The organism is Pseudomonas sp. GW822-FHT01E03 (assembly GCF_058802985.1).
The window spans coordinates 500,170-526,807 of sequence record NZ_JBXAOQ010000004.1 but is presented as its reverse complement, the minus strand read 5'-3'; the positions used below and the strand labels follow the sequence as shown (position 1 = coordinate 526,807).

Here is a 26,638-nt window from a genome sequence, read left to right as displayed (position 1 = left end):
CGAAGGGCTGCCGGCGAGTTAACCTGAGGACTGTCGAATGCCGGCTTGCTCAACGGCGCAGGCCACCTTCAAGGAGCACCGCATGCGTACGATTCTTTTCAGCAGCCAGAACTACGACCGCGACAGCTTTCTCGCGGCCGGGCAACCAGCCGGCATCGAGCTGCAATTTCAGACTGCGCGCCTGAGCCTCGACACGGTAGCGCTCGCCCAAGGGTATGAAGCGGTCTGCGCGTTCATCAATGATGACCTTGGCGCTGCGGTACTCGAGCGCCTGGCCGCTGGAGGCACACGCCTGATCGCCCTGCGCTCGGCCGGTTACAACCATGTCGACTTGCCGACAGCAAAACGCCTGGGACTGGCCATCGTGCGTGTCCCGGCCTATTCGCCCCACGCCGTTGCCGAACATGCAGTAGCGCTGATCCTCGCACTCAACCGCCGCTTGCCCCGCGCCTACAACCGCACTCGCGAAGGGGATTTCAGACTACAAGGGCTGACCGGATTCGATCTGGTGGGCAAGACCGTCGGCGTGGTCGGCACCGGTCAGATTGGTGCCACCTTCGCCAAAATCATGAGCGGATTTGGCTGCCGGTTGCTGGCCTATGACCCCTACCCCGACCCGCAGGTCGAAGCCCTCGGCGCTCGCTACCTGAGCCTGCCGCAATTGCTGGCCGAATCGCAGATCATCAGCCTGCACTGCCCGCTCAACGAACAGAGCAGGCACTTGATCAACCGCGAGTCCCTGGCGCACATGCAACCGGGCGCGATGTTGATCAATACCGGGCGTGGCGGTCTGGTGGACACCCCGGCACTGATCGATGCCCTGAAAGACGGCCGCCTGGGTTACCTGGGGCTGGATGTGTATGAGGAGGAAGCGCAGCTGTTCTTCGAGGACCGCTCCGACCTGCCGCTGCAAGACGATGTGCTGGCACGGCTGCTGACCTTCCCCAACGTGATCGTCACCGCACACCAGGCCTTCCTGACCCGCGAAGCGCTGGACGCGATTGCCGCAACAACATTACACAACATTGCAGCCTGGACGGCGGGCACCCCGGAAAACCTGGTGACGGGAGACTGAAACGGATCGAAGGTCATCTACCTGCGCGATGCGGCGTACAAGCCCGTGCTAGCATATCGCGCATATTTGGAGGACCCATGGTCGAACACGATTTCCGCTACAGCCTGATGAACCCGCAACACACCCTCACTGAATGCCGCGCCCTGGTGCCGGGGCGCTATCAAGTCACCGGCAACGGTGGTTCGATTCGCAACAATGACGTGCTGGTTGTGACCCTCAAGGGTGCCAAGGACTTGTCCATGCGCCTGACCGTCGAAACGGTTCGCCACCTGATCAACCCGCCCGGCCAATGGGTCGCGGTAGCCAGTGGCCCGGTGTTCGGCGAACTGGCCATCCACACCTGGCAAGTGAACTGTGACAGCTGTGCCAAAGAGCTGAGCTTCGAGTTTGCCGTCGATGCCAAGCTGGGCAACAAGGCCGAAAAGCCTGCCGCCACCGCGCGGATTGCCGAGCTGGGCTGGACCAGCGTTGGCGAGAAACACCTCTGCCCGAAATGCCAGGAGCCTGCGTGATGAAAGGCCTCGCTCTGACCGCCATGGTCGGTGCCGGCCTGCTGGGCTGCGCCGCCGAGCCGGTGCAACTGCAACAGAACCGCAGCTACATTCTGGAGTGGATCGGCGAGCGGCCGTTGATGGACTACAGCCACCTGACCGTCACCCTCGACGAAGATGGCCGGGCCTACGGCAATGGCGGCTGCAACCACTGGTTCGCGCCGTACACCCTCGATGGCGACAAACTGACCTTCGGCAAAATCGGCAGCACCCGCAAATTGTGCGCGCCGGCACTGATGGAACAGGAAAAACGCTTCCTTCAGGCCCTGGAAAACGTCCAGCGTTGGGACGTCTCCCCGATCGAGCAGATACGCTTCTGGCCAGCCGAAGGCAAGCCGTTGCGTTGGTGGCTCGAGGAGGGTTGATCGCCCTTTCAGCACGGTGAAACCAGTGGGGAGGGGGCTTGCCCCCGTTGGGCTGCGAAGCAGCCCTAAATCCAATAACCGCGTTTGATCAGGTTAACCGTGTATATCGGCTTTGCGACTGCTGCGCAGCCGAACGGGGCAAGCCCCCTCGCCACAAAAAGCCCCTGACCACAATGAAAACGATCATCTGATCAATTCTTCGCCTGCAACGCCTCAAGCTTCGCCATCACCCCCGCCGCCGTCTGTTCACCCATCAACTGCTCACGCACCTTGCCCTTGTTATCGATGATGTAGGTCACCGGCAATGCTTCGCTGCGCGGCAGCTCGAACAGTTCGGAAGGGTCCTGGGCCAGCACGGTGAACCTGATCCCAAGTTTCTCGCTCGCGTCCTTCAGTTCTTGCCCCTGGACATTGTCGAAGTTGACCCCGAACACACCGATTTTCTTGTCCTTGAGCTGCTCAGCCAAGGCATTCAACTCCGGTATCTCGGTACGGCAAGGCCCGCACCATTCTGCCCAGTAGTTCAGGACCAGCCATTTGCCGTCCAGTCGGTCGGCGGCGATCTTGTGGCCGTCCTGGTCGATGCCATAGTCATTACCGCAGCCCCCCAGCATCAACGCCCCAATAATCGCCAATGCTGCTGCCAGTCGCCTTGTCATGTCGTGTTCCTTGTCAAAAATTGAATGCACCTGCGACCCATCGCCTCTTACGGTTCTGGATTGCGCGCTGCACAGTTAGAATAGCCGCCACCTTACGCAAGATGCGACCCGCTCATGACCGATCTGACGCTTTATCACAATCCGCGCTGCTCGAAATCCCGCGGTGCGCTCGAACTGCTTGAAGCCCGTGGCCTGACCCCGACCGTGGTCCGTTACCTGGACACTCCGCTGGACGCCGCGCAAATCCAGAGCCTGCTGGGCAAACTCGGGATCAGCGCCCGGCAATTGCTGCGCACCGGCGAGGACGAGTACAAGACCCTTGACCTGGCCGACAGCAGCCTGAGCGAAGCGCAATTGATTGCCGCCATCGCCGCCCACCCGAAACTGATGGAACGACCGATTCTCGAAGTCGGCAACAAGGCCATCATCGGCCGCCCACCGGAGCAGATCCTGGAACTGTTGCCATGAGTGCACCGTACATTCTGGTTCTGTACTACAGCCGCAGCGGCTCGACCAACGAAATGGCCCGGCAGATCGCCCGTGGTGTCGAACAGGCCGGGCTTGAGGCCCGCCTGCGCACGGTGCCGGCGATTTCCAGCGAGTGCGAAGCCGTTTCGCCGGAGATTCCCGACGAAGGCGCGCTGTATGCCAGCCTCGACGACCTGAAGAACTGTGCCGGCCTGGCACTCGGCAGTCCGACCCGCTTCGGCAACATGGCGGCACCACTGAAGTATTTCCTCGACGGCACCAGCAACCTGTGGCTGACCGGCGCCCTGGTGGGAAAACCGGCGGGTGTGTTCACCTCCACCGCGAGCCTGCACGGCGGCCAGGAGACCACGCTGCTGTCGATGATGCTGCCGTTGTTGCACCACGGCATGCTGATCACCGGCCTGCCCTACAGCGAGTCGGCACTGCTGGAAACCCAGGGCGGCGGTACGCCATACGGCGCCAGCCACCACGCCGGCGCCGACGGCAAAAGCGGTCTGGATGCCCATGAAGTGGCGTTGTGCCGCGCGCTGGGTCTGCGCCTGGCCAAGACCGCACTGAAACTGGAGAGCTGAGTTGGCCAAGAAGCCGAAGATCCTGCCCGCCCTCGAATGGCTCGAACCACGCGTCAAGGCGATGCGCGCCATCAGCCTGCTGTGCTTTTTCGGTCTGGTGGGACTGCTGTGTGTTTACTACCTGGCGATTGCCGATCTGCATGGGGCACGCCCCTGGGTGATCCTGTTGATCGAACTGGTGCCACTGCTGATTCTGGCACCGGGGATGATCGTCGGCAGCCCTCGCGGGCATTCGTGGATGTGCTTTGTGGTGAACCTGTACTTCATCAAGGGCGCATTGGCTGCCTATGACCCGAACCGGCAAGTCTTCGGCTTGCTGGAGATGGGCGCGAGTCTGGCGGTGTTTTGCTCGGCGCTGCTGTATGTGCGCTGGCGCTATCAGTTGAATCGCAAGTTGGCTGGCGAGGGCGAACCCTCCGTCGCCTGACCCACCGCTATCGCGAGCAGGCTCGCTCCCACAGGGGATTTTGTGAACGACACAGATCCAATGTGGGAGCGGGCTTGCCCGCGATTGGGGCGACTCGGTCTCAATGATTGACTGTGTAAGCCAGCATCATCGAAATCTGGCTCATCGGCCGCCCGCCGCTTTCCTCATGCCACTGATTGAACACGTCCTGCACCAACGCCAGGTCGCGCAGACTGCTCGGCACCTTGTCGATGATGTCCTGCGCATTCAGCGCCGCCACCACGTCATAGCTCGGTACAAAGGTGTCCTTGCCGATCATCCGCAAGAAGCGCGGGGCTGACAGCCCGCCCAACTGATGCCCACGTTTTTTCAGGAAGGTCCAGAGCCCGACGATATCGGTCACCGGCCAGTCGGCGATGAGCGCGCCGAAGCTGCCCTTTTCATGGGCCACGTCCAGTATGAACTGCGCATTGCGCGGCACGCTCTTGAGCTTGCCCAGGTGACGGATGATCCGCGTGTCCTGCATCAGGCGCTCAAGGTGCTCGGCGCTCATCAGCACGACTTTTTCCGGGTCGAACCTGAAGAACACTTCTTCGAAGGCCGGCCACTTGGCATCCACCAGGCTGTGCTTGAGCCCGGCGCGGAACACCCGTAACGCAATCATCGAGAGGTAGCGATCGTCGCTGATCTTGCGCAGTTGCGCGGGAGTCTTGGGAACGGGCAGATGGGCTTCCAGTTCAGCCGCCGAACCGAAGCGGTTCAAGCAGTACTCATTCAGCCACTTGTAGTCGCGCATGCCCTCTCCTGAGGTAAACGAAAGACCTGTGGGAGCGGGCTTGCTCGCGAAGACGAAGTGTCAGCCAACATCAATGCTGAAGACACACCGCTTTCGCGAGCAAGCCCGCTCCCACAGTTTGGTCAGAGGTTGACCACGTTGACGAAGCGCGATGCGGCGCTTTCGTCGATCTTGAGGCTGGTGAAGTCGAACAGGTTGCGATCCGCCAGTTGGGACGGGATCACGTTCTGCAGGCTACGGAAAATGCTCTCGGTACGGCCCGGGGTCTTGCGTTCCCAGTCCAGCAGCATTTCCTTGACCACCTGACGCTGCAGGTTCTCCTGGGAACCGCAGAGGTTGCACGGAATGATCGGGAATTGCTTGAAGTCCGAGTAGGCCTGGATGTCTTTTTCGTTGCAGTAGGCCAGCGGGCGGATCACCACATTACGACCATCGTCGGCGCGCAGTTTTGGTGGCATGGCCTTGAGCGAACCGTTGAAGAACATGTTCAGGAAGAACGTTTCGACGATGTCGTCGCGATGGTGACCGAGGGCCATCTTGGTCGCGCCGATTTCATCGGCGAAGGTGTAGAGCGTTCCGCGACGCAGGCGCGAGCACAACGAGCAGGTGGTCTTGCCTTCCGGAATCAGCTCCTTGACCACCGAGTAAGTGTCTTTCTCGACGATGTGGTACTCGATCCCCAGTTCCTTGAGGTAGGCCGGCAGCACGTGCTCCGGGAAACCCGGCTGCTTCTGGTCCATGTTCACGGCCACGATCTCGAACTTGATCGGCGCGACCTTCTGCAAGTGCATCAGCACATCGAGCATGGTGTAGCTGTCCTTGCCACCGGACAGGCAGACCATGACCTTGTCGCCGTCTTCAATCATGTTGAAATCGGCAACTGCCTCTCCGGCCAGTCGGCGAAGGCGCTTTTGCAGTTTGTTCTGGTTGACCGTGAGAGTGCCCATGACGCGAAATCCGTGAGGTGTGACGAAAGGCCGGCATTTTACGCAAAAACGCCTCAGGGGCGAAGTGCCTCGCCAAAAGGGCTGTTCGCCACAGACCCTGCGGCGATTAACAACTGCGTTTACAGCGCGATTTGCTCTAAAGCCCTTACTCCCTCTGGGGAAACTCCTCCCTATACTGCGACATAAGGTCACATACAAATTCAGACCTATGACTTGCTTGGCCGTATTGGCCCGTAGGCGCTCCACTGGGGGGCGACGGTAAAAACAAGAGGAGTGACTGGCATGATCCATCACGTAGTGGGGCTCTTCACCCACCCTGACCAAGAATGGAAAGAAATCCGTGGCGACCAGGAGGAAAGCATCAGCCACATGTACCTGACCCATACGCTGATCCTGGCGGCGATCCCCGCCGTGTCTGCCTTTATTGGCACCACACAGGTCGGCTGGGTCATCGGCAATCGACCTCCCGTAATGCTGACCGTAGAAAGCGCAATATGGATGACGGTCATGTCGTACCTGGCGATGCTCGGTGGTGTGGCCGTAATGGGCGCCTTCATCCACTGGATGGCCCGCACCTATGACGCCAACCCAAGCCTGGCCCGTTGCATTGCGTTTGCCACCTACACCGCTACACCGCTGTTCATCGGCGGTCTCGCCGCCTTGTACCCACACCTGTGGCTGGGGATGATCGTCGGTACCGCAGCGATCTGCTACACGGTGTACTTGCTGTATGTGGGCTTGCCGACATTCATGAACATTCCATCTGACGAGGGCTTCCTGTTTTCAAGTTCGGTGCTCGCCGTAGGCCTGGTGGTGCTGGTCGCCATCATGGCGTTCACAGTAATTGTCTGGGGACTCGGCGTGGGCCCGGTCTACACCAGTTAGCCGCTCATCACTGAAAATCAGAACTGCCGACAAAGGCCGCCGCAAGGCGGTCTTTTCATTCTTCAGCAACGAGAACGCACACGACCATTCGGCAACCTGGTGATTCGCAAGGTCCGAGGGTTGCGGCATACTCGACCGCTCTGGAGATCCATCAAGCATGCCCGAGCAACTCAATACCCGCGTCGAAGACTGTTTCCAACTAGCCGAATCCTTTTTCAAACGACCTTTCAAGCGCCCCGTGGTGAGCCTCAAGCTGCGCGGGCAAAAAGCCGGTGTCGCGCATTTGCACGAGAACCTGCTGCGCTTCAACCCGCAGCTGTACCGGGAAAACACCGAAGATTTCCTCAAGCAGACCGTGGCCCATGAAGTCGCGCACCTGATCGCCCACCAACTGTTCGGCGACCGCATCCAACCCCATGGTGAAGAGTGGCAACTGATCATGCGCGGTGTGTACGAACTGCCGCCCAACCGCTGCCACACCTATGACGTCAAACGCCGCAGCGTGACCCGCTACATCTACAAGTGCCCGTGCGTCGACAGCGACTTCCCGTTTTCGGCACAGCGCCACAGCCTGGTTCGGCAGGGACGGCGGTATTTGTGTCGACGGTGCCGCAATACGTTGGTGTTCAGTGGCGAGATGCGGGTCGAATAGTTGGATTTTCGGTGTTTGTGCTGCCGCTATCGCGAGCAAGCTCGCTCCCACAGAGAATCTGTGGCGTGACACAAACCCAGTGTGGGAGCGAGCTTGCTCGCGATGGCGGCCTGACAGGCACTAAAGAATCACCTTGGCCCGCCGCAACTGCTCGATCCGCTCAGCACTGAACCCCAACTCTCCCAACACCTGATCCGTATGCTGCCCCAGCGCCGCGCCAATATGCCGGGGCTCCGGCAAACCTTGCGAAAACTTCAGCGGACAAGCCATCTGCGCCTGGGTCGAGCCATCGCCACGAGGTACGTCGGCCACCAACTCCCGCACCTGCAACTGCGGATGACCGAGCGCTTCTCCCAGGCTCAACACTGGCTCGACACACGCATCCAGCTCTGCGAACAGCGCGCGCAACTCGGCAAAGTCATGCTTTTCGAATTCGAGCTTCAGCGCGTCTTTAAGCTGTTTCTGATGCGCCGGTTGCGGTGACAGGCCGAGGCCGGCCAATTCCTCCAGACCCAATGCCGTGCACAACTGTTTCATGAAGACCGGCTCCAGGCTGCCCACCGACAGCCAGCGCCCATCCCGGGAGCGGTAGTAATCGTAGAAACTGCCGCCATTGAGCACCTGGTTTTCCGGTCCCGGCTCGACGCCGCAGGCCAGATACCCGGCACCGGCCATCGCATTCAGGCTGAACGCGCAGTCGGTCATGCTGACATCCAGGTGCTGGCCCTGCCCGGTTTGCTGTCGGGCGATGACTGCCGCCAGCAAGCCAATCACCCCGTGCAGCGAACCACCGGCGACATCCGCCACCTGCATGCCCAACGGCAACGGCCCAGTGTCGGCACGGCCGGTGTAACTCGCCAGCCCGGACAGGGCCAGGTAGTTGATGTCATGACCGGCGCGGTCCTTGTAGGGGCCCGTCTGGCCATAGCCGGTGATCGACACATAAATCAGTCTCGGATTGATCGCCTTCAGGGCTTCGTAACCCAGGCCCAGACGCTCCATGACACCCGGGCGGAACTGCTCGAGCACAATGTCGTAGTCCTGCAGCAACGACCGGATCACCTCCAGCGCCTCAGGTTGTTTGAGGTCCAGGGCGAGGCTGCGCTTGTTGCGATTGAGATAGGCATGACTGGCTGACACGCCTTGATCGTGGGGCGGCAACACCCGCAGCAGATCCATCCGGGTCGGTGATTCGATGCGCAGCACTTCGGCGCCCATGTCCGCCAGCAGCAACGAGGCGAACGGCCCCGGTAGCAATGTCGAGAAATCCAGAACCTTGAGTGATGCCAGTGGACCGAGCATAAGTGTTCTCCAGTGCGATCCTCCAAGCCTAGGCAGCCGAGAACATCGCAGCAATCACCTGATGCGTCACTGGCGGTGACCGTTGCGCTCAAATCGCAGGCATGAAAAACCCGCCGAAGCGGGTTTTTCATTGCAGGCCGAGTTTCTGTTGAGCGTTTACTTGACGCTGGCCGGGGCTGGGCCTTCGGCCACGCCCAGGTCGTCTACTTCACGCTCGTCGGAGATACCGCGACCGCCGGAAGCCAGTTCGACTTGCAGCGTGTCTTCGTCCAGCTCTTTCACCCACTTGGCCACGACCAGGGTCGCAACAGCGTTACCCACCAGGTTGGTCAGGGCACGGGCTTCGGACATGAAGCGGTCGATACCGAGGATCAGCGCCAAGCCGGCAACCGGCAGGTGGCCCACGGCGGACAGGGTGGCCGCCAGTACGATGAAACCGCTACCGGTCACGCCGGCGGCGCCCTTGGAGGACAACAGCAGCACCAGCAGCAAGGTGATCTGGGCAGTGAGGTCCATTGGGGTGTCAGTCGCCTGAGCGATGAACACAGCGGCCATGGTCAGGTAGATCGACGTACCGTCGAGGTTGAACGAGTAACCAGTCGGGATCACCAGACCCACAACGGATTTCTGTGCACCCAGGCGTTCCAATTTGATCAGCATGCGTGGCAGAGCGGATTCCGAAGAGGAAGTGCCCAGCACGATCAGCAGTTCTTCACGGATGTAGCGAATCAATTTGATGACGCTGAAACCGTGCGCGCGGCAGATGGCACCCAGTACCAGGAGCACGAACAGGATGCAGGTGATGTAGAAGCAGATCATCAACTGGCCCAGTTGCACCAGCGAACCGACGCCGTAGGCACCGATGGTGAAAGCCATCGCACCGAACGCACCGACTGGAGCGAGCTTCATGATCATGTTGATGATGTTGAACATCACGTGAGCAAAGCGATCGATGAAGTCCAGCACCGGCTTGCCGTAGGCACCCAGGCGATGCAGGGCGAAACCGAAGATCACCGAGAACATCAGCACTTGCAGGATGTCGCCGTTGGCGAACGCGCCGACGATGGTGTTCGGGATCACGTTGAGGACAAAGGCAATGATGCTTTGGTCTTTACCAGCCGAGATGAAGCCAGCGATTTTGCTGGTATCCAGGGTCGATACGTCGATGTGCATGCCGGCACCCGGTTGCACGACGTTGACCACGACCAGGCCGATCAGCAAGGCAAGGGTGGACACGATTTCGAAGTACAGCAGCGCATAGCCGCCGGTCTTGCCGACCGATTTCATGTTCTGCATGCCGGCGATACCACTGACGACGGTACAGAAGATGATCGGCGCGATGACCATTTTGATCAGTTTGATGAACCCGTCACCCAGCGGTTTGAGGGCTACACCGGTCTGCGGGTAGAAGTGACCGAGCAAAATGCCGATAGCGATGGCAACGATCACCTGGAAGTACAGGGATTTATACAGTGGCTGACGAGTCGTCATTGCAAAGTTCCTCAAAGGTGCCCGGTGACAACATCCAGCTGTTGCCCGCAACACCGCGATTGCGAACCCTCCTGCACTGGAGGGATTTGTTTTTTCGAGCTGCGCAACGGCAGGCATCTGCTCGTTGTATCGCAAGGCCCGTGCCACCTTCCGTAAAACCCCCTGCAAGCCTTTTTATATCTGGGGTTGCAGCGAATTCCCTGTCACCGAACGGCTACAAGCATGTGGCGGATTTCCGCCCCTGCACTGAAAGTCGTCCTGCAATTTGGCGGATATCCGCCCTGTTCACGCCCGCGGCGCGCAGCTAACATCCGTCGATCAACGGTCAGATCTGCTGCCATGCGCGAACGTACCATCGCCAGTCACTTCGCCCGCGCCGCCCTGTGTGGTGCGCGTCGGCACGGCTACGACTATTCGGGCCTGCTACAGCAACTGGGAATCAGCCCCGAGTTGCTGGACGAACCCCGGGCACGCATCGCTCCGGAGCAATTCACCCAACTGATCCAGGCGTTATGGCTGGCACTGGACGACGAGTACCTCGGGTTCGGGCAAGCCCCAAGCAGGCCGGGCAGCTTCGCAATGATGTGCCATGCCGTGATTCACTGCCGCAGCCTGGATAAGGCACTCCATCGCGGCTTGTTGTTTTACAGCCTGTTCCCCGGGGCGCCGCGTTTGACCCTGAGCCGTGAAGGTGAATGGGTGCGCCTGAGCCTGGACGACTCGCAGCTCTGGGACCCGGATCATTTCCTCAGTGAAAGCCTGCTGGTGATCTGGCACCGTTTCGGCAGCTGGCTGATTGGCCAGCGCATTCGCCTGGAACAGGCCACGTTCAGCTACCCCCGGCCGGAACACGGCGCCGAGTACGACCTGCTGTTTTCCTGTCCGCTTGAGTTTTCCAGGCCCCAGAGCAGCCTGTTGTTTCACAGCCGCTACCTGGCCATGCCGTTGTTGCAGGATGAACGCACCCTCAAGCATTTCCTCGAATGCTCCCCCGCCGACCTGCTCTCGCGCCCGGACGATGGCGACAGCTTGAGCAGCCGCCTGCGGCGCTTGCTCAGTCGCGACAGTTCACACTGGCCCGACCTGGAAGCCGTGGCCGCCCACCTGCACATCAGCCCGCAGACCTTGCGCCGGCATTTGCGGGAAGAGGGTTCGAGCTTTCAGGAATTGAAGGACCAATTGCGCCGGGACATCGCGATTTATCACCTGAGCCGCGCCGACCTGTCGTTGCAACAGATCGCCGAGCAGTTGGGGTTTTCCGAGCCGTCGGCGTTTCACCGGGCGTTCAAGAAATGGACGGGGCTGACGCCGGGGGCTTATCGGGCGCAGGAGAACTGAATTTTCAGCACCCGCGTTACACCCCGTCCAGATTTGGCGAACGCTTACCCTGGAGGCGGGATGATCAGTGACAGGCCAGGGTAAATTTTGTCTGGATGATCCAGCACCGACCTGTTCGCATTAAAGATCAGTAGGTATTTGGCAGCATCGCCATAAAACTCTCTGGCAATTCTGGACAATGTATCGCCCCTTACCACCACATACATATTCAACTGACTGACCGGCGCAATCGCCAGTGTGGCCGGTGACTCGAAGTCCACATCGCCCAGCAGGTTCACTTGTCCGATGAACCGGCCAAGATTATTGGCCGTGGTCGCATGTATGTCATGCATCAGCACAATGGAATTCTTTCTTTTCCTTACTTGCTCAACACCATGGGATACCCAGCCCCCCGGTTGGTAGTTGCTGCTCCAGTCCAGGGTATCCACGTTCCAGAGAACCTGCCGGTACCCCAACTCGGCGACAGTGCGATCGACCATCGCGTCGTGAGCGCCATAAGGCGGCCTCATGATCAGGTCCGGCTGCTGGTAGGGAGTCAGCGCCTGCTCCGTCATTTTGACTTGATCGATGATGGTGTCTTTGTCCTGGCCGACCAGTCTTAGATGATCGTAAGTGTGATTGCCGATCCGGTGCCCTTCGCCCAGGATGCGCTTGATACGCTCGCCATGCCTGGCAACCAGATTGCCAACAATAAAAAACGTTGCCTTGATATCAAACAGCTCCAGTGTTTCCAGCACGGTTTCGGTCTGGGCTTGCCGAGGACCGTCGTCAAACGTCAGCCAAACTTTCTTCCTTTCCATCCTTATCTCCTTTGGTGGCTTGTAACGCTTCAGCCCCTATCCACTCATGCAAGCAACACAGACTCTGCGTGTGCATGTCGTCAATAAGGCGAGGCTTATTACTTGCCACCAAACGGCTGAACGCCAACAAAACATTGTTGCCGGTCGTTTAACGCTTGATGCCTGTAGCCCGAAAAGACTGCTATCAAATACCCGTTCACACCGCCGGAAAATAAATCCGGAACGCCGCTCCGCCCATCGGTGAATCCCCCAGGGTCAGCTGGGCGTGGTAGCTCTCGATGATGTCCTTGACCACCGCCAGGCCGATACCCTGCCCCGGGTGCTGGCGGTCCAGGCGTTCTCCGCGCTCGAGAATCCGTGCGCGCTGATCCTGTGGTACGCCAGGGCCGTCGTCCTCGACACACAACTGCGTGCCGCTGAGGGTTTCACGCACACTGATGCGTATTTCGCCCAGGCACAGGCGATAGGCGTTTTCCAGCAGATTGCCCATCATTTCCAGCAGAGCACCCTGCTCGATCGGTAGGTAACATGGGTCGGGCAAATCGAACGCGACGTGCACGCGCTTGTCGCGATAAACCTTGTCCAGCGTGTCACACAAGCTTTTCAGTACCGGCCGCAAATGCACCTGATGACGTACCAGGCCGCTTTTGCGCAGGCTGGCGCGCTGCAACTGGTAGCTGATCTGCTGGCTCATGCGTTCGATCTGGGTTTGCAGCACCCAGGCCTGATCGCGATCCTCGGGACGCTGGGCCATGTCTTCACTGACGCCTTGCAGCACCGCCAAGGGCGTTTTCAGGCTATGAGCCAGGTCGTCGAGGGAATCACGATAGCGACTGCGCTGCTCACGCTCACTATGCAGCAAACGGTTGAGGGAACCGGTCAGGCGCAGCAACTCCCGGGGATGTTCCTCACTGAGGCTTTCGCGGGTGCCACCTTCGATCTGGTCCAGTTCCTGGCTCAAGCGCCGCAATGCCTGCAAGCCCCAGGTCAGGCCGATCCACAGCAACGCCAGCAGCACCAGCAGTGCCGCGCCAAAACCCAGATAGAGATTTTCCCGCAGACCTTCGAGGGTCAGTTCGTACTCGCGAACCGGCTGCAACGCCACGATGCTGAAGGCTGCACTTTTGCCACCGAGCAACTTGACCTCGACGTCGTAGACGAAGAACTCCTGGCCATTGGCTTCGCGGATCCGCGCAAACTCGCTGCCACGTCCGTCGTAGCGCGGCTTGTAGTTGATGCGTTCTTCCTGGGTCGCCTTCGAACGCCAGACCAGTTGCCCTTCACGGTCATAGATATAGCCGAGCAATCGGCTGTCGGTGAGATTGAAGCGCTCGTCGGGCAATTGCGCTGGCATCTGCAGGCTGTTGTTCTCCACCCGGGCGGCCGAGATCAGCGTGGTCACGTCGGATGCCAGACGCTGCTCGATGGAGTCCTGCAGCGCCAGGCTGAAGGCACCCTGCATCGCAGGCAGCAACGCCAGCATGAACAACACCGCCAACAGCGTGGCGGCGAGCATCAAGCGTATGCGCAGCGAACGGATCAAGTGCAACGCTCGTTGAACAGGTAGCCCAGGCCGCGCACGGTGTCGATCGGTTTGAACCCGCCCGGCCCCTCCAGTTTGCGGCGCAGACGGCCGACCAGCACCTCGATCACATTCGGATCACGCTCGTCGTCATCCGGGTAGAGCTGTTCCATCAAGCGATCCTTGGGCACCACTTGCTGATGGTGACGCATCAGGTATTCGAGAATGCGGTACTCATACGCAGTCAGTGCCAACGGCTGATCGTCGAGGGACGCCTGCTTGCGGTTCAGATCCAGCAGTAACGGGCCAGCGACGATGGTCGACTGGGTGAAACCGCTGGAGCGTCGCAGCAAGGCATTCAGGCGGGCCTCCAGTTCTTCGAACTGAAACGGCTTGACCAGATAATCATCGGCGCCGGCGGCCAGGCCTTCGACCTTGTCCTGCCAGTTACCGCGCGCGGTGAGGATCAGGATCGGGAAGGTTTTGCCACTTGAGCGCAACTGCCGGATCAGGTCGAGCCCGCTAATGCCCGGCAGACCGAGGTCGATCACCGCCAGGTCAAAGTTGAACTGGGCTGTCTGGTACAGCGCCTCCTCGGCGTTGGCCACGGACTCGACCACGTGGCCGCTCTCCGTCAGGCGGGTTTGCAGGTGATGACGCAGCAGCGCTTCATCTTCGACGACCAGCAATTTCATATTGCTCTCCCGGGCAAATCAACATCTCCATAGGCGCAACGTCGCACCTCAAGAGCTAACATGGCAACGCCGGATCAGTCACTCGGGCTGATCCGGCGCAGGCCGTTCACGAAACGCTTGTCAGAAAGCGTAGTTGGCGGACAGGTAAGTCTGGGCACTGCTGGTCAGGTCCAGCGAACCCTGCTTGCTGCCGCCGCGCTCACTCATCTCGGTGCTGGCGTTGCTGCGCAGGTAACGGTAACCCAGTTCAACCGAGGTGTTTTGCGAAACCTGTTGCAGCACCCCCACCTGGCCACCGATGGCGTAGCCGATATCACTGTCGCGGCTGAAGCCTGGCGACTCCTGAGTCATTTTGGTCAGGCCGGCCGTGGCGCCACCGAACAGCCTGGTGCTAGCGCCCACCGGGTAGAACAGATCGTAGCTACCCAGGAGATTTTCCTGACGCAGTTTAATGCCGTTGTGCGAGCCCGACACATTGTCGTAAGTGGCGTAGTAGCGGCCCTTGGTGTTTTGCTGGCCCAGACGAACACCCCAGGTGGTGTCCTTGCCGATTACGCCATCGGCGTTCGGGTGATTGAGGTTGTCGTTCAGGGCGTGGGATTTTTTAACCTTGTCGCTGGTCTGTCCAAGAGTAAGGCTGGCGAAGTTGTCGTCGGACGCGAAAGCTGCGGTGCTTGCGCTCAGAACCGTGAATGCCAGAAGCAGTTTTTTGAATCCAGTCATTGGGGAGTTTCCTCATGTGCCGATTGTTTTTTGGGTACGAGGCAAGGTTACGCACCGCGCCCTGAACTCCCCCTGAACGCACCCTGAACCTGGGCTGAACCGACCCGCCCCGAATATTTCGACACGTTTCAGCAGCAGATCCGACCATGCAATGGAAAAGGCGGGCACCGACTACCAACTCGTCAGAAGCTTTGCACTACCCAGCCTCAGGCCAACCCGGCAAAATGCCAGATATGAACTCAACCCCCGCCCTGCCCGTCTGCTGCACGCCCCTCGATGACCATTGGCCGCTGCCGTTTGCGCTGCCCGATACGGTCCTGCTGAGTACTCATTTCGATAGCGCCCGACTGGACAGCGATGACTTCCAGCGCAGCGCTGTCGAAGCGCCGGCGAGCATCCAGCGCTCGGTGGCCAAACGGCAGGCGGAATTTCTCGCCGGGCGAGTGTGTGCCCGGGCCGCGTTACAGCGACTGGAAGGCTTGAGTTTCATTCCGGCCATCGGTGAAGACCGGGCACCGGTCTGGCCTGCTCATATCACTGGTTCGATCACCCACAGCACTGGCCGGGCCGCAGCGATCGTGGCGAACAAAAGCCATTGGCGCGGCTTGGGCATGGACCTGGAAAACCTGCTCAATGCCGAACGGGCCGAACGCCTGGCCGGGGAAATCCTCAATCCGCCGGAACTACAGCGCATGGCGGCCGGTGATCACGATCAACGGGCATTGCTGGTCACCCTGACGTTCTCGGTCAAGGAAAGCCTGTTCAAGGCGCTCTATCCGATCGTTCAGCAACGCTTTTATTTCGAACACGCCGAAGTGCTGGAGTGGCGTGAGTCGGGTGAGGTGCGGTTGCGATTGCTCACTGATCTGTCCAGCGAATGGCGCAATGGCACCGAGCTGGATGCGCAGTTCGGGGTCAAGGACGGGCAGTTGCTGAGTCTGGTCAGCATCAAGGCATGAAGTATTTGGTGCCTGTCAGGCCGCCATCGCGAGCAAGCTCGCTCCCATAGGGGATCCAGTGTGGGAGCGAGCTTGTTCGCGATGGGGCCGCAACAGACAACACAAGGCTCAACGCTTCTCCTGATTGCGCGGCCAGCTCAGACTGAAGCACGCCCCGCCCAGGCTCTTGCTCTTGCCGATCAACGCGCGCCCGCCATGCCAATGGATGATGCGCCGCACAATGGACAGGCCTAACCCATGGCCTCCAGACGCGCGGGTACGGCTGTCGTCGAGACGCAGGAACGGCGTAAAGATCTTCTCCCACGCCGACTCCGGCACACCCGGCCCGTCATCCTCGATATCCACTCGGCATCGCTGCTGCCCCACTTGATAGCTGATGGTTACCCGTGATTGCGCGTGGCGCATGGCATTAGTCACCAGATTCTGGATCGCCCGATGCAGATAGCGCGGTTCAGCCTCGACCCAGGCGTCGTCGTTATCGGCAGCCGATAGACACAAGCCCCGTTGCACCGTGACGTCGGCGCGCAACGGCGCCAGTTCTTCGATCACCTGATCGACCAAGGCATCCAGATCGATCCGCTGAAAGTTCAGTGCCGGCGAGCCCTGCTCCAACCGCGCGTAAGTCAGCATCTCGTCCACCAGCCGGTCGAGGTCCTCGATGTCGTGGTCCATGCCTTGGCAGTATTTTTCCAGGGCTTGCGGTGTGGTGGCCGAGCCGATCATCTCCAGGCCAAAGCGCAGGCGTGCCACCGGCGTGCGCAATTCGTGGGACACCGCACGCACCAGTTCGCGTTGGATCGCCAGCAACTGCTGCAAGTGTTCGGCCATGCCGTTGAACGCCGAGGCCAGCCGTCCCACCGAGTCCGCGCCGCGCGCCGGCACACGGGTTTCCAGGCTGCCTTTGGCAATGCGCGTGGCGGCGGCTTCCAGTCCACGCAAGCGTCGCTCCAGCTGACGCACCAACAGATAGACGATCAAACCGATCAGCGTCAGGCCCAGCGCGGCGATCAACACCAACCACTCCGGCGGATAAGGATTCATCTGATACAAAGGGCCGATTTCCAGGACCCACGGCGTGCCCACCATACCGGCAAATACCCGGATCGAATCCCCCCCCTTGCCCAGCGCCATCACCGTATCGCCCTCGGATACCCGACGGCTCTGGTCTTCATCCATGTCCGCCTCGTCAACCGTGACCAGGCGCAGATCGAAGCCGAAACCCTTGCTTTCCTTCAATTGCGCCAGGCGCAAGGGTTGGTCGGCGACCGGGGTGCGCACCAGTTCATCGGTCAACAGGTAGATGGTCGCCCGGGCCAGTTGCTCGCTGATCTGCTGCACTTCCCCGGTGAGCATCAACTGTTCCTTGTCGCTGACCAGCTTGTAGACCTTCGCTGCGTGCGGCCCGGTCTGTTCCACCAGTGCCTGACCGCGCAACACACGGGTGCGCTGGGTCAGGTCGAGATCGGTCTCGGCAAAAGTTTTCAGCGCCAGTGGAATCCCCAGCAGCCGCTCCCACACCAACAAGGCCCGATGTCGTTCGGTCTGGTTCATCGGTTGCAGGTTGTCGGCCATCAGCGAGAACGTGCCGTGGGCCAGGCGCTCGCGGTATTGCTCGCTGCGCACCTCATTCAGCAGGTGCAACGCCAGCACACCGAGCACCGCCACCAGAATCAGCGCGGCGCACATGCCGCCATAGATACGCAGGAAGATCGAGTTCACAGGGACGGATCTACGCAAGCCTCGGGAACGAACAGATAGCCTTTGCTGCGCACGGTCTTGATCAGCCGTGGATGCTCCGGGTCATCGCCGATCTTCGGGCGGATGCGCGAGATGCGCACATCGATGGAGCGGTCCTGACCGTCATAGCCAATGCCCCGCAGCGCGGTGAAGATCTCTTCCCGGGAGAGGATACGCCCGGCATTGGCCACCAGTAGCCAGAGCAGGTCGAATTCGGCGCTGGTCAGCTCGATGCCGTTGCCCTGCAGCCAGGCTTCGCGCAAGGCGTTATCGACGATCAGCGGGCCGAACTGTAGACGCCGCTGTTTTTCCGGGGCGACTTCGGGCGTTTCGCTACGGCGCAGCAGCGCCTGGATGCGCGCCAGCAGCAGGCGCGGGCGTACCGGTTTGCAGACGTAGTCGTCAGCCCCCAGGTCCAGGCCGAGAATCTGGTCAGTGTCATCGGTGCGGGCAGTGAGCATCAGGATCGGGCCGTCATATCGGGCGCGGACCTTGCGGCAAATGCTCAGGCCATCTTCACCGGGGAGCATCAGGTCGAGGATCACCAGGTCCGGTTGTTCCTTGATGATGCGATTCGCAGCGAGCGCACCATTGCCTTCGATCGATACACGCAAGCCATTGGCTTCCAGGTAATCGCGGGTCAGTTCGGCCAGTCGCTGGTCGTCCTCCACAATCAATACCTGCCAGGCTTCTTGCTCCACGGGTGACCTCTGCTTGCCAAAAACACTAATAAGGAAGGATCCGCCCCTCTTTTTGTAATGATTCGGGGGGATAAATATGTATACACACTGGGCCGATTGTATAAACGCCGCCCGTCGAGAACACAAGCGGGTAAATGCGTTCGGACAACAGGGTTTTTTGTGATAGGGTTCGCGCCCTTAAAAATCCGCCCGAGCGTTTTCGATGGTTGAAAATCGCTGAAAAAAGGTCCGGTCCAGCAGCGTCGCGGCCTACACGCCGGTTACCTCTTTCACACACAATTTACGCACAGGTTTATCCACAGGCAGTACGTTGCAATCGCCCCCCAAAACGCATTATCTTGTACCCCGGCGCTAAAAAACCCCTAGATGTAGGGTTTTGCGCGAAAAACCAAACACAAACCAGACACCAATTTCAAGCGCTTTTATTGCCTCTGTCCGGTTGAACCATACGTATTTTTGAAAGACCAAACCGCGCGTGCGGATGGCTACTGTATTTCGGCCCCGAGTGGTCAAAACGGTACGGGTGTTGCAGTCCCAACTGTCACCCTCAAAGGACTCCGGTCTCAGGCCCAAGGCGTGAGACCAAAGACTTCGGCATGGAAGCGGCGCCCTATAGCCCCCTTCCTACTGTCCCGAAGTTGTTATGCCCGGCGCTCGCCGGTTGTAGTGCTTCAGGACGGAACGGTGGGCACCGTGATGGTGCCCAAACAAACATAGAGAATGTGGAGACACCCCCCCATGCAAACCGACACAACTCGCGAGAACCCGCAGGGCACCTTGCCGCAGGCCGCTGATTCGAATTCGGATCTGTCCGCCACCGCGCCAGGCCAACTGCGTGTGATCAAGCGTAACGGCACTGTCGTTCCCTACACCGATGACAAAATCACCGTCGCCATCACCAAAGCGTTTCTCGCAGTTGAAGGCGGCACCGCCGCTGCCTCGTCGCGAATCCACGACACCGTTGCCCGCCTGACCGAACAGGTCACCGCGACCTTCAAGCGTCGCATGCCATCGGGCGGCACCATCCACATCGAAGAAATCCAGGACCAGGTCGAACTGGCCCTGATGCGTGCCGGCGAGCAGAAAGTCGCCCGCGACTACGTAATCTACCGTGACGGTCGTTCGAAAGAACGCGCTGCCCACGCCCCGGCCGAGGAAGCGGTCAACGCTCACCCGTCGATCCGCATCACCCGCGCCGACGGCAGCCTGGCGCCACTGGACATGGGTCGCCTGAACACCATCGTCACCGAAGCGTGCGAAGGCCTGGAAGAAGTCGACGGCGACCTGATCCAGCGCGAAACCCTGAAGAACCTGTACGACGGCGTGGCCCTGACCGACGTCAACACCGCCCTGGTAATGACTGCCCGCACCCTGGTTGAACGCGAGCCGAACTACTCGTTCGTGACCGCGCGCCTGCTGATGGACACCCTGCGTGCCGAAGGCCTGGGCTTCCTCGGTGTAGCCGAGAGCGCCACTCACCACGAGATGGTCGACCTGTACGCCAAGGCGCTGCCGGCCTACATCGCCAAAGGTATCGAATACGAGCTGCTGAACCCTGAGCTGGCCAATTTCGACCTGGAAAAACTCGGCAAGGCGATCAACCACGAGCGCGACCAGCAGTTCACCTACCTGGGCCTGCAAACCCTGTACGACCGTTACTTCATCCACAAGGACGGTATCCGTTTCGAACTGCCGCAGGTGTTCTTCATGCGCGTGGCCATGGGCCTGGCGATCGAAGAGAAAGACCGCGAAGCCCGTGCCATCGAGTTCTACAACCTGTTGTCGTCCTTCGACTACATGTCGTCGACCCCGACCCTGTTCAACGCCGGCACCCTGCGTCCACAGCTGTCGAGCTGCTACCTGACCACCGTGCCGGATGACCTGTCGGGCATCTACCACGCGATCCACGACAACGCCATGCTGTCCAAATTCGCCGGCGGCCTGGGCAACGACTGGACGCCAGTCCGTGCACTGGGTTCGTACATCAAGGGCACCAACGGCAAGTCCCAGGGCGTTGTACCGTTCCTCAAAGTAGTGAACGACACCGCCGTCGCCGTTAACCAGGGTGGCAAGCGCAAAGGCGCTGTCTGTGCCTACCTGGAAACCTGGCACATGGACATCGAAGAGTTCATCGAACTGCGCAAGAACACCGGTGATGATCGTCGTCGTACCCACGACATGAACACCGCCAACTGGATCCCTGACCTGTTCATGAAGCGTGTCTTCGATGACGGCAAGTGGACCCTGTTCTCGCCATCCGAAGTGCCGGATCTGCACGACCTGACCGGCAAGGCCTTCGAAGAGCGTTACGAGTACTACGAAGCCCTGACCGAGTACCCGGGCAAGGTCAAGCTGTTCAAGACCATCCAGGCCAAAGACCTGTGGCGCAAGATGCTGTCCATGCTGTTCGAAACCGGCCACCCATGGCTGACCTTCAAGGACCCGTGCAACCTGCGCAGCCCGCAGCAGCACGTGGGCGTGGTCCACAGCTCGAACCTGTGCACCGAGATCACCTTGAACACCAACAAGGACGAGATCGCCGTTTGCAACCTGGGCTCGATCAACCTGCCGAACCACATCGTCGACGGCAAGCTGGACACCGCCAAGCTGGAACGCACCGTGAACACTGCCGTGCGCATGCTAGATAACGTTATCGACATCAACTACTACTCGGTGCCGCAAGCGAAGAACTCCAACTTCAAGCACCGTCCGGTCGGCCTGGGCATCATGGGCTTCCAGGATGCGCTGTACCTGCAGCACATTCCTTACGGTTCCGACGCTGCCGTCGAGTTCGCCGACAAGTCGATGGAAGCGGTCAGCTACTACGCGATCCAGGCTTCCTGCGACCTGGCTGATGAGCGTGGCGCCTACGAGACCTTCCAGGGTTCGCTGTGGTCCAAAGGCATCCTGCCGCTGGATTCGCAACAAATCCTGATCGAAGCCCGTGGCCAGAAGTACATCGATGTCGACCTGAAGGAATCCCTGGACTGGGCACCGGTTCGCGCCCGTGTGCAGAAAGGTATCCGTAACTCCAACATCATGGCCATCGCACCGACCGCAACCATCGCCAACATTACTGGCGTATCGCAGTCGATCGAGCCGACCTACCAGAACCTGTATGTGAAATCGAACCTGTCGGGCGAATTCACCGTGATCAACCCGTACCTGGTTCGCGACCTGAAGGCTCGCGGTCTGTGGGACTCGGTCATGATCAACGACCTGAAGTACTACGACGGTTCGGTGCAGCAGATCGAGCGCATCCCGCAAGAACTCAAAGAGCTCTACGCGACTGCCTTCGAAGTGGACACCAAGTGGATCGTTGACGCCGCCAGCCGTCGTCAGAAGTGGATCGACCAGGCTCAGTCGCTGAACCTGTACATCGCTGGCGCTTCGGGCAAGAAACTGGACGTGACCTACCGCATGGCCTGGTACCGTGGCCTGAAAACCACTTACTACCTCCGTGCCCTGGCTGCGACCAGCACCGAGAAGTCGACCATCAACACCGGCAAGCTGAACGCGGTTTCCAGCGGCGGCAACCACGGTGACGACTCGGTCCTGGCGGCGCCTGCAGGTCCCGCTCCAGTGCCAAAGGCTTGCGCCATCGACGAGCCGGATTGCGAAGCTTGCCAATAAGCTGAGCCAGCAAGCACCCAAAGGTGCTTGCTCGAAACCCCCGATCAGCCTCTGGCGGGTCGGGGGTTTTCTTTTGCCTGCCTGTAGGAGCGTCGACCGGCTGCTCCTACAGGCTTTCGGCGAGCACAAAAAAGCCCTTCTTGCGAAGGGCTCCTTGTGCAGCATGTTCAGCCAACCGGCATCAAGTCATCTGAATGATGGTCTGCATGATGGTGCTCTGGGTGGAAATGGTCTTGGCGTTCGCCTGGTAGTTGCTCTGCGCCTTGATCAGGTCGACCAATTCGTTGGTCAGATTGACGTTGGACTCTTCCAGGGAGTTGGAAACGATCGAACCCAGGGTGCCGGTCTCCGGCGCATCGTAGCCCGGGATACCCGACGCGTAGGTTTCTTTCCAGCTGGTACCGCCTACCGGCTGCAGGCCTTGCTCGTTGGTGAAGCTGGCCAGGGAAATCTGGCCGATCGGCTTGGTCTGGTTGTTGCTGAAGTTGGCCAGCAGCACACCGCTGCCATCGATGGTCAGGTTGGTGATCTGGCCGGTGGCGTAACCGTTCTGCGCCGGAATCGAACGCGCGGTGTCGGCATTGAACTGGGTAGTGTTGGCCATGGCGATGGTCAACCCTGCTGGATCGGCTGCGGCACCGTTGGCTGTCCAGACGCCATTGGTGACACTGCCCGGGGTCCAGTTGGTGATTTTCAGGTCACTGCTGATCACCGAAGTCGGTGGCGTGGTTGGTGGCGTCACTGGCGTGCTGACCGAAGTCAGTTTGCCGGTGGAATCGAACGACATGGTCGAAGCAACCGGCGCGGTAACAGTAGGATCACTGCCATCCGGATTGCGGCCATCGATCAGTGTGTAGGTGTCCCACGTGTTCGCTCCAGTCTTGACCATGTATTGATCCATGGTGTGCTGGTTACCCTGCGTATCGTAGATCGGGGTACTGAACGATTTGGTAAAAGTCTCGGTTTTGGACGGGTTGAACTTGTTCGCCGCAACCGTCTGGTCGATCACTGCCGACGTCGAGTTCAGGTTGATCGTCGACGACACGGTGCTGGTGGACTTCGGTGCCAGGTTGGACGTGTCGATCCGCAGGTCCGTCAGCACGCCATTGACGATCTTGCCGTTGGAGTCCACACCGTAACCTTGCAGGCGGGCAGTACCGTCGCTGTTGGTGACGTAGCCTTCCTTGTCGGTCTTGAACGTACCGGCACGGGTATAGGTCAGCGAGCCGTTGTTGCTCAGGACAAAGAAACCGTTGCCCTGGATACCCATATCGAGCACGTTGCCGGTGTTGCTCACGTCACCCTGGCCGAACTGCTGGGAAACGTTGGCCAGGCGCACGCCGTTGCCGACGGTCTTGCTGCCGGTACCCAGGCGGGTCGCCGAGTACACGTCTTCGAATTCTGCACGGGACGATTTGAAACCGGTGGTCGCGACGTTGGCGATGTTGTTGCCGGTCACGTCCAGTTGTTTGTTGGCTGCATAGAGACCGCTAAGGCCGATATTAAAAGACATCATCCACTCCTTTATGCCGTGTTAGTCGGCTCTACATACCAATGGTTTGTACTTTGGACAGAGCAACGCTGCCCAGCCCGGCCAGATTGAGCATCAACTCACCGCCGGTCTGGCTGATGGTCACGCTGTTGACGGTCGCGGGCAGGTTGGTGATCAACGCAACGGACTGACCATCGATCGTGGTCGTGGCGCCGAAGGTATAGGTGCCTGCAGGTACGGTCTCACCCGCATCGTTCTTGCCGTCCCAGATGAAGCTGGCGTTGCCGGCCTTCTGTGAACCGAGGTCGATGGTGCGCACTGTCTTGCCGGCTGCGTCGGTGATCTTCAGGGTGGCAGACGCCACCGAAGACGGAACGACCACCGTGCCGCTGAGGCTCTTGGTGGTATCGACCACGGCCTTGTCGCCAGGAGCGATGACCGAACGCCCCACCAGCGACGATGCCTGCAAGGCTTGGGACGAGTTGTAGTTGCTGGCCAGGCCGGTCACCGTATCGTTGAGCGTGGTGATGCCTTCCAGGCTGCTGAATTGCGCCAGCTGGGCCACGAATTCGCCGTTGTCCTGGGGTTCCAGCGGGTTCTGGTTTTTCAACTGAGTAACCAGCAATTTCAGGAATGCATCCTTGCCCAGGGCCTTGTTGCCCGTGGCGCTGCCGGTTGCCGACGCGAGGCCGTCAGTCGTGGTGCTGGTCTTGATCGAGGAGTTGGCCAGGATATCGTTGAGGCTCAAACCACTGGTGGAATCGGTAACACTCATCTGAGTCGCCCCTTATCACTGACCGAGGGTCAGGACCTTCTGCATCATGGTTTTGGCGGTGTTCATCATTTCGGCGTTGGTCTGGAACGAACGGCTCGCGGAAATCATGTCGGCCATTTCCTCCACCACGTTGACGTTCGGGTAATAGACGTAACCCTTGGCATCGGCCGCCGGATGGTTCGGCTCGTAGCGCGCGTCAAGATTGCTCTGGTCTTCGACCACACCCAGCACCTGAACACCCTGACCGGCGGCGTCCTGGCTCTGGAACAGCGAATCGCTGCCGCCGCTCTGCCCGCCCTGGAACATGGTGGCGAATACCGGGTGACGCGCACGGTAGGTCTGGTCGATGCTCGACGAGACCGTTTCGGCGTTGGCGATGTTCGAAGCGACGGTGTTCAAACGCGTGGTCTGCGCACTCATGCCGCTACCGGCAATGTTGAAAACACTGGATAGAGACATGGCTTACTCTCCGCGCAGAGCTGACACCAGCCCTTTGAATTTGCTGTTGAGCAGGGTGAAGCTGGCCTGGAAGCCGATCGCGTTTTCCGCGTAGTTCGACTGCTCCAGCTGGGCGTCCACGGTGTTCTGGTCAATCGACGGTTGCATCGGCGTGCGATACAGCAACGACTCGTCGCCATTGCCCAGGCCTTCAGCCTCGATATGACGGCTGTTGGTCATGTTCAAGGCGAAAGTGCCGCTTTTGGTTTTCTCGTTCTGCTCGGCAAGCACTTTCGAGAAGTCCAGGTCCCGAGCCTTGTAGTTCGGGGTATCGGCGTTGGCGATGTTGTTGGCCAGGACTTCGGCACGCTGGGCTCGGAAGCCCAGGGCTTGTTCGTGGATACCGAGCGCTTTATCGAAGCTGATGCTCATGTCGGGAAACCTTCGGGTGACCTGATTTTTCGTAGAATCAACTTAGCAAGCCCCATGCCAATTCAAAAACCCCCGGAAACCGGGGCCTTGCAGGCCATGGCAACATGGCAATGCCAGAAAAGCGGCAACGGTTTTCCGCCGGATGCCGCTTTTCTGCCGCCTCCTCACCCTTTTCAGAACACCGCCGCCCCTGTGGGAGCGAGCTTGCTCGCGATTGCGGTGTGTCAGGGAAAGTTGAACTCGACTGTCAGGACGCTATCGCGAGCAAGCTCGCTCCCACAGGGGTCAGCAGCGTTTGCAAGAAATCAGCACACAAAAAACGGGAGCCTATAAGGACTCCCGTTTTCGATGACGCCGGCAAATTCACTTCGCCTGGTAAATGATCCCCGGGCTGCACTGGACCATCTGGTAATGATCCGGCAAACCGTTCAACGCTTCGGAAGCACCGAGAAACAGGTAACCGCCTGGCTTCAATGTGCTGTGGATACGCAGCAGGATGTCCTTCTTCACCTCGGCGGAGAAGTAGATCAACACATTGCGGCAAAACACGATGTCGAACTTGCCGAGGCTCGCGTAGCTGTCCAGCAGGTTGAAGGAACGGAATTCCACCCGGCTCTTGATCGGCGCCTTGATCGCCCAGCGCCCCGCCCCTTTCGGGTCGAAATAACGCTGCAAGCGCTCAGGCGACAGGCCGCGCCCGATGGCCAGGCTGTCGTACTCGCCGGTCTTGCAGTTGTTCAGCATGGTACCGGACAGGTCGGTGGCAACAATCTGTACGCCCATCCTCAACTGGCCCATGTTGACCCGCTCGAACTCGTCGATGGACATCGACAACGAATACGGCTCCTGGCCCGACGAGCATGCTGCCGACCAGATGCGCAGGCGCTGACCGGGACTGGCCTTGATCGCTTCGGGCAGTACCTTGTTCTTCAAGACTTCAAACGGGTAGGTGTCACGAAACCACAGGGTTTCGTTAGTGGTCATGGCATCCACCACCTGCTCGCGCAAACCGCTGCGCGGCTGGGTCTGCATGCGCTGAACCAGTTCCCCCAAAGACTTGATGCCTTGCTGTTCCATCAGTTTGTTGAGACGGCTGGAGACCAGGTACTGCTTGTTTTCACCGAGCAAAATGCCACAGGCTTTTTCCAGAAATACCCGGAACTGTTCGAAATCCAAATTACCCGTAGACAATGATGCCGCCTC

27 protein-coding genes are annotated in these 26,638 nt (G+C 59.8%); 11 read left to right on the top strand and 16 right to left on the bottom strand.

Annotated features, from left to right (window positions below):
- Window positions 1–82: 82 nt before the first annotated feature.
- The 3 genes from AC1RP7_RS11240 (at window position 83) to AC1RP7_RS11230 (ending at window position 1,991) form a co-directional block, all read left to right on the top strand.
- Window positions 83–1,075: a 2-hydroxyacid dehydrogenase gene (locus AC1RP7_RS11240; RefSeq protein ID WP_154860363.1), complete on the top strand. Its 993-nt coding sequence runs from the start codon at window positions 83–85 to the stop codon at window positions 1,073–1,075.
- 77 nt (window positions 1,076–1,152) lie between these two features.
- On the top strand, window positions 1,153–1,587 hold the full coding sequence (locus AC1RP7_RS11235) for a hypothetical protein (RefSeq protein WP_056728017.1): 435 nt from the start codon (window positions 1,153–1,155) through the stop codon (window positions 1,585–1,587).
- Complete coding sequence (locus tag AC1RP7_RS11230; protein WP_057713650.1) at window positions 1,587–1,991, top strand: META domain-containing protein; 405 nt, start codon at window positions 1,587–1,589, stop codon at window positions 1,989–1,991. The genes AC1RP7_RS11235 and AC1RP7_RS11230 overlap by 1 nt, the downstream gene beginning before the upstream one ends.
- A gap of 191 nt (window positions 1,992–2,182) precedes the next feature.
- Here AC1RP7_RS11230 and AC1RP7_RS11225 read toward each other — a convergent pair whose 3' ends face one another.
- On the bottom strand, window positions 2,183–2,650 hold the full coding sequence (locus tag AC1RP7_RS11225; RefSeq protein WP_057713649.1) for a TlpA disulfide reductase family protein: 468 nt from the start codon (window positions 2,648–2,650) through the stop codon (window positions 2,183–2,185).
- A 114-nt stretch (window positions 2,651–2,764) separates the two neighbouring features.
- Here AC1RP7_RS11225 and arsC point away from each other — a divergent pair, with 114 nt between their 5' ends.
- From arsC to AC1RP7_RS11210, 3 genes are read left to right on the top strand one after another with little or no spacing between them, the layout of a single operon-like run.
- Window positions 2,765–3,118: an arsenate reductase (glutaredoxin) gene (gene arsC, locus AC1RP7_RS11220; RefSeq protein ID WP_218494355.1), complete on the top strand. Its 354-nt coding sequence runs from the start codon at window positions 2,765–2,767 to the stop codon at window positions 3,116–3,118.
- Entirely contained in the window at window positions 3,115–3,711 is a 597-nt protein-coding gene (gene wrbA / locus AC1RP7_RS11215) for an NAD(P)H:quinone oxidoreductase (protein ID WP_493181141.1), read from the top strand. Before arsC ends, wrbA begins: the two co-directional genes overlap by 4 nt.
- Before the next feature lies 1 nt (window position 3,712).
- Complete coding sequence (locus AC1RP7_RS11210; RefSeq protein WP_090457293.1) at window positions 3,713–4,138, top strand: DUF2069 domain-containing protein; 426 nt, start codon at window positions 3,713–3,715, stop codon at window positions 4,136–4,138.
- Window positions 4,139–4,238: 100 nt separating this feature from the next.
- Here AC1RP7_RS11210 and AC1RP7_RS11205 read toward each other — a convergent pair whose 3' ends face one another.
- Together AC1RP7_RS11205 and ttcA are read right to left on the bottom strand one after the other, a co-directional pair.
- Entirely contained in the window at window positions 4,239–4,913 is a 675-nt protein-coding gene (locus AC1RP7_RS11205; protein ID WP_493181142.1) for a DNA-3-methyladenine glycosylase I, read from the bottom strand.
- A 122-nt stretch (window positions 4,914–5,035) separates the two neighbouring features.
- Complete coding sequence (gene ttcA / locus AC1RP7_RS11200) at window positions 5,036–5,860, bottom strand: tRNA 2-thiocytidine(32) synthetase TtcA (protein WP_008051493.1); 825 nt, start codon at window positions 5,858–5,860, stop codon at window positions 5,036–5,038.
- 282 nt (window positions 5,861–6,142) lie between these two features.
- Here ttcA and AC1RP7_RS11195 point away from each other — a divergent pair, with 282 nt between their 5' ends.
- The gene (locus AC1RP7_RS11195; protein WP_007988750.1) at window positions 6,143–6,745 is read left to right on the top strand and encodes a Yip1 family protein; all 603 of its coding nucleotides are present in this window, start codon (window positions 6,143–6,145) and stop codon (window positions 6,743–6,745) included.
- A 157-nt stretch (window positions 6,746–6,902) separates the two neighbouring features.
- The gene (locus AC1RP7_RS11190) at window positions 6,903–7,397 is read left to right on the top strand and encodes a SprT family zinc-dependent metalloprotease (protein ID WP_057713644.1); all 495 of its coding nucleotides are present in this window, start codon (window positions 6,903–6,905) and stop codon (window positions 7,395–7,397) included.
- A 120-nt stretch (window positions 7,398–7,517) separates the two neighbouring features.
- On the opposite strand, the gene AC1RP7_RS11185 is transcribed toward AC1RP7_RS11190, so the two are convergent.
- Window positions 7,518–8,699, bottom strand: a complete 1,182-nt coding sequence (locus tag AC1RP7_RS11185; RefSeq protein ID WP_493181143.1) for a CaiB/BaiF CoA transferase family protein — start codon at window positions 8,697–8,699, stop codon at window positions 7,518–7,520.
- Window positions 8,700–8,855: 156 nt separating this feature from the next.
- Window positions 8,856–10,190, bottom strand: a complete 1,335-nt coding sequence (locus AC1RP7_RS11180; protein ID WP_057713642.1) for a dicarboxylate/amino acid:cation symporter — start codon at window positions 10,188–10,190, stop codon at window positions 8,856–8,858.
- A 339-nt stretch (window positions 10,191–10,529) separates the two neighbouring features.
- Between AC1RP7_RS11180 and AC1RP7_RS11175 the strand changes: the two genes are divergently transcribed.
- Window positions 10,530–11,528 (top strand): AraC family transcriptional regulator, encoded by a 999-nt coding sequence (locus tag AC1RP7_RS11175; protein ID WP_493181144.1) that lies wholly within the window; start codon window positions 10,530–10,532, stop codon window positions 11,526–11,528.
- A gap of 44 nt (window positions 11,529–11,572) precedes the next feature.
- On the opposite strand, the gene AC1RP7_RS11170 is transcribed toward AC1RP7_RS11175, so the two are convergent.
- From AC1RP7_RS11170 to AC1RP7_RS11155, 4 genes are all read right to left on the bottom strand, one after another.
- Complete coding sequence (locus AC1RP7_RS11170) at window positions 11,573–12,328, bottom strand: polysaccharide deacetylase family protein (RefSeq protein ID WP_090457298.1); 756 nt, start codon at window positions 12,326–12,328, stop codon at window positions 11,573–11,575.
- A 196-nt stretch (window positions 12,329–12,524) separates the two neighbouring features.
- Window positions 12,525–13,871, bottom strand: a complete 1,347-nt coding sequence (locus AC1RP7_RS11165) for an ATP-binding protein (RefSeq protein ID WP_493181146.1) — start codon at window positions 13,869–13,871, stop codon at window positions 12,525–12,527.
- Window positions 13,868–14,545, bottom strand: a complete 678-nt coding sequence (locus tag AC1RP7_RS11160; RefSeq protein WP_057713638.1) for a response regulator transcription factor — start codon at window positions 14,543–14,545, stop codon at window positions 13,868–13,870. The genes AC1RP7_RS11165 and AC1RP7_RS11160 overlap by 4 nt, the downstream gene beginning before the upstream one ends.
- Window positions 14,546–14,665: 120 nt before the next feature.
- Window positions 14,666–15,268, bottom strand: a complete 603-nt coding sequence (locus AC1RP7_RS11155; protein WP_057713637.1) for a hypothetical protein — start codon at window positions 15,266–15,268, stop codon at window positions 14,666–14,668.
- A gap of 233 nt (window positions 15,269–15,501) precedes the next feature.
- Between AC1RP7_RS11155 and AC1RP7_RS11150 the strand changes: the two genes are divergently transcribed.
- On the top strand, window positions 15,502–16,227 hold the full coding sequence (locus tag AC1RP7_RS11150; RefSeq protein WP_198530231.1) for a 4'-phosphopantetheinyl transferase family protein: 726 nt from the start codon (window positions 15,502–15,504) through the stop codon (window positions 16,225–16,227).
- A gap of 108 nt (window positions 16,228–16,335) precedes the next feature.
- Here the strand turns inward: AC1RP7_RS11150 and AC1RP7_RS11145 are convergent, their stop codons facing one another.
- On the bottom strand, window positions 16,336–17,946 hold the full coding sequence (locus AC1RP7_RS11145; RefSeq protein WP_057713636.1) for an ATP-binding protein: 1,611 nt from the start codon (window positions 17,944–17,946) through the stop codon (window positions 16,336–16,338).
- Window positions 17,943–18,665, bottom strand: a complete 723-nt coding sequence (locus AC1RP7_RS11140; RefSeq protein ID WP_008051517.1) for a response regulator — start codon at window positions 18,663–18,665, stop codon at window positions 17,943–17,945. The genes AC1RP7_RS11145 and AC1RP7_RS11140 overlap by 4 nt, the downstream gene beginning before the upstream one ends.
- Before the next feature lie 738 nt (window positions 18,666–19,403).
- On the opposite strand from AC1RP7_RS11140, the gene AC1RP7_RS11135 reads away from it, so the two are divergent.
- Window positions 19,404–22,298 carry a ribonucleoside-diphosphate reductase subunit alpha gene (locus AC1RP7_RS11135; protein WP_057713635.1) on the top strand — a complete coding sequence of 965 codons (2,895 nt, stop codon included), beginning with the start codon at window positions 19,404–19,406 and terminating at the stop codon, window positions 22,296–22,298.
- A 181-nt stretch (window positions 22,299–22,479) separates the two neighbouring features.
- On the opposite strand, the gene flgE is transcribed toward AC1RP7_RS11135, so the two are convergent.
- The 5 genes from flgE to cheR form a co-directional block, all read right to left on the bottom strand.
- On the bottom strand, window positions 22,480–23,811 hold the full coding sequence (flgE, locus tag AC1RP7_RS11130) for a flagellar hook protein FlgE (protein WP_057713634.1): 1,332 nt from the start codon (window positions 23,809–23,811) through the stop codon (window positions 22,480–22,482).
- A gap of 31 nt (window positions 23,812–23,842) precedes the next feature.
- The gene (flgD, locus tag AC1RP7_RS11125; protein ID WP_057713633.1) at window positions 23,843–24,565 is read right to left on the bottom strand and encodes a flagellar hook assembly protein FlgD; all 723 of its coding nucleotides are present in this window, start codon (window positions 24,563–24,565) and stop codon (window positions 23,843–23,845) included.
- Between the two features lie 15 nt (window positions 24,566–24,580).
- On the bottom strand, window positions 24,581–25,024 hold the full coding sequence (gene flgC / locus AC1RP7_RS11120; protein ID WP_057713632.1) for a flagellar basal body rod protein FlgC: 444 nt from the start codon (window positions 25,022–25,024) through the stop codon (window positions 24,581–24,583).
- Between the two features lie 3 nt (window positions 25,025–25,027).
- The gene (flgB, locus tag AC1RP7_RS11115) at window positions 25,028–25,435 is read right to left on the bottom strand and encodes a flagellar basal body rod protein FlgB (RefSeq protein ID WP_008051530.1); all 408 of its coding nucleotides are present in this window, start codon (window positions 25,433–25,435) and stop codon (window positions 25,028–25,030) included.
- 363 nt (window positions 25,436–25,798) lie between these two features.
- The gene (gene cheR, locus AC1RP7_RS11110; protein ID WP_057713631.1) at window positions 25,799–26,626 is read right to left on the bottom strand and encodes a protein-glutamate O-methyltransferase CheR; all 828 of its coding nucleotides are present in this window, start codon (window positions 26,624–26,626) and stop codon (window positions 25,799–25,801) included.
- Window positions 26,627–26,638 lie beyond the last annotated feature (12 nt).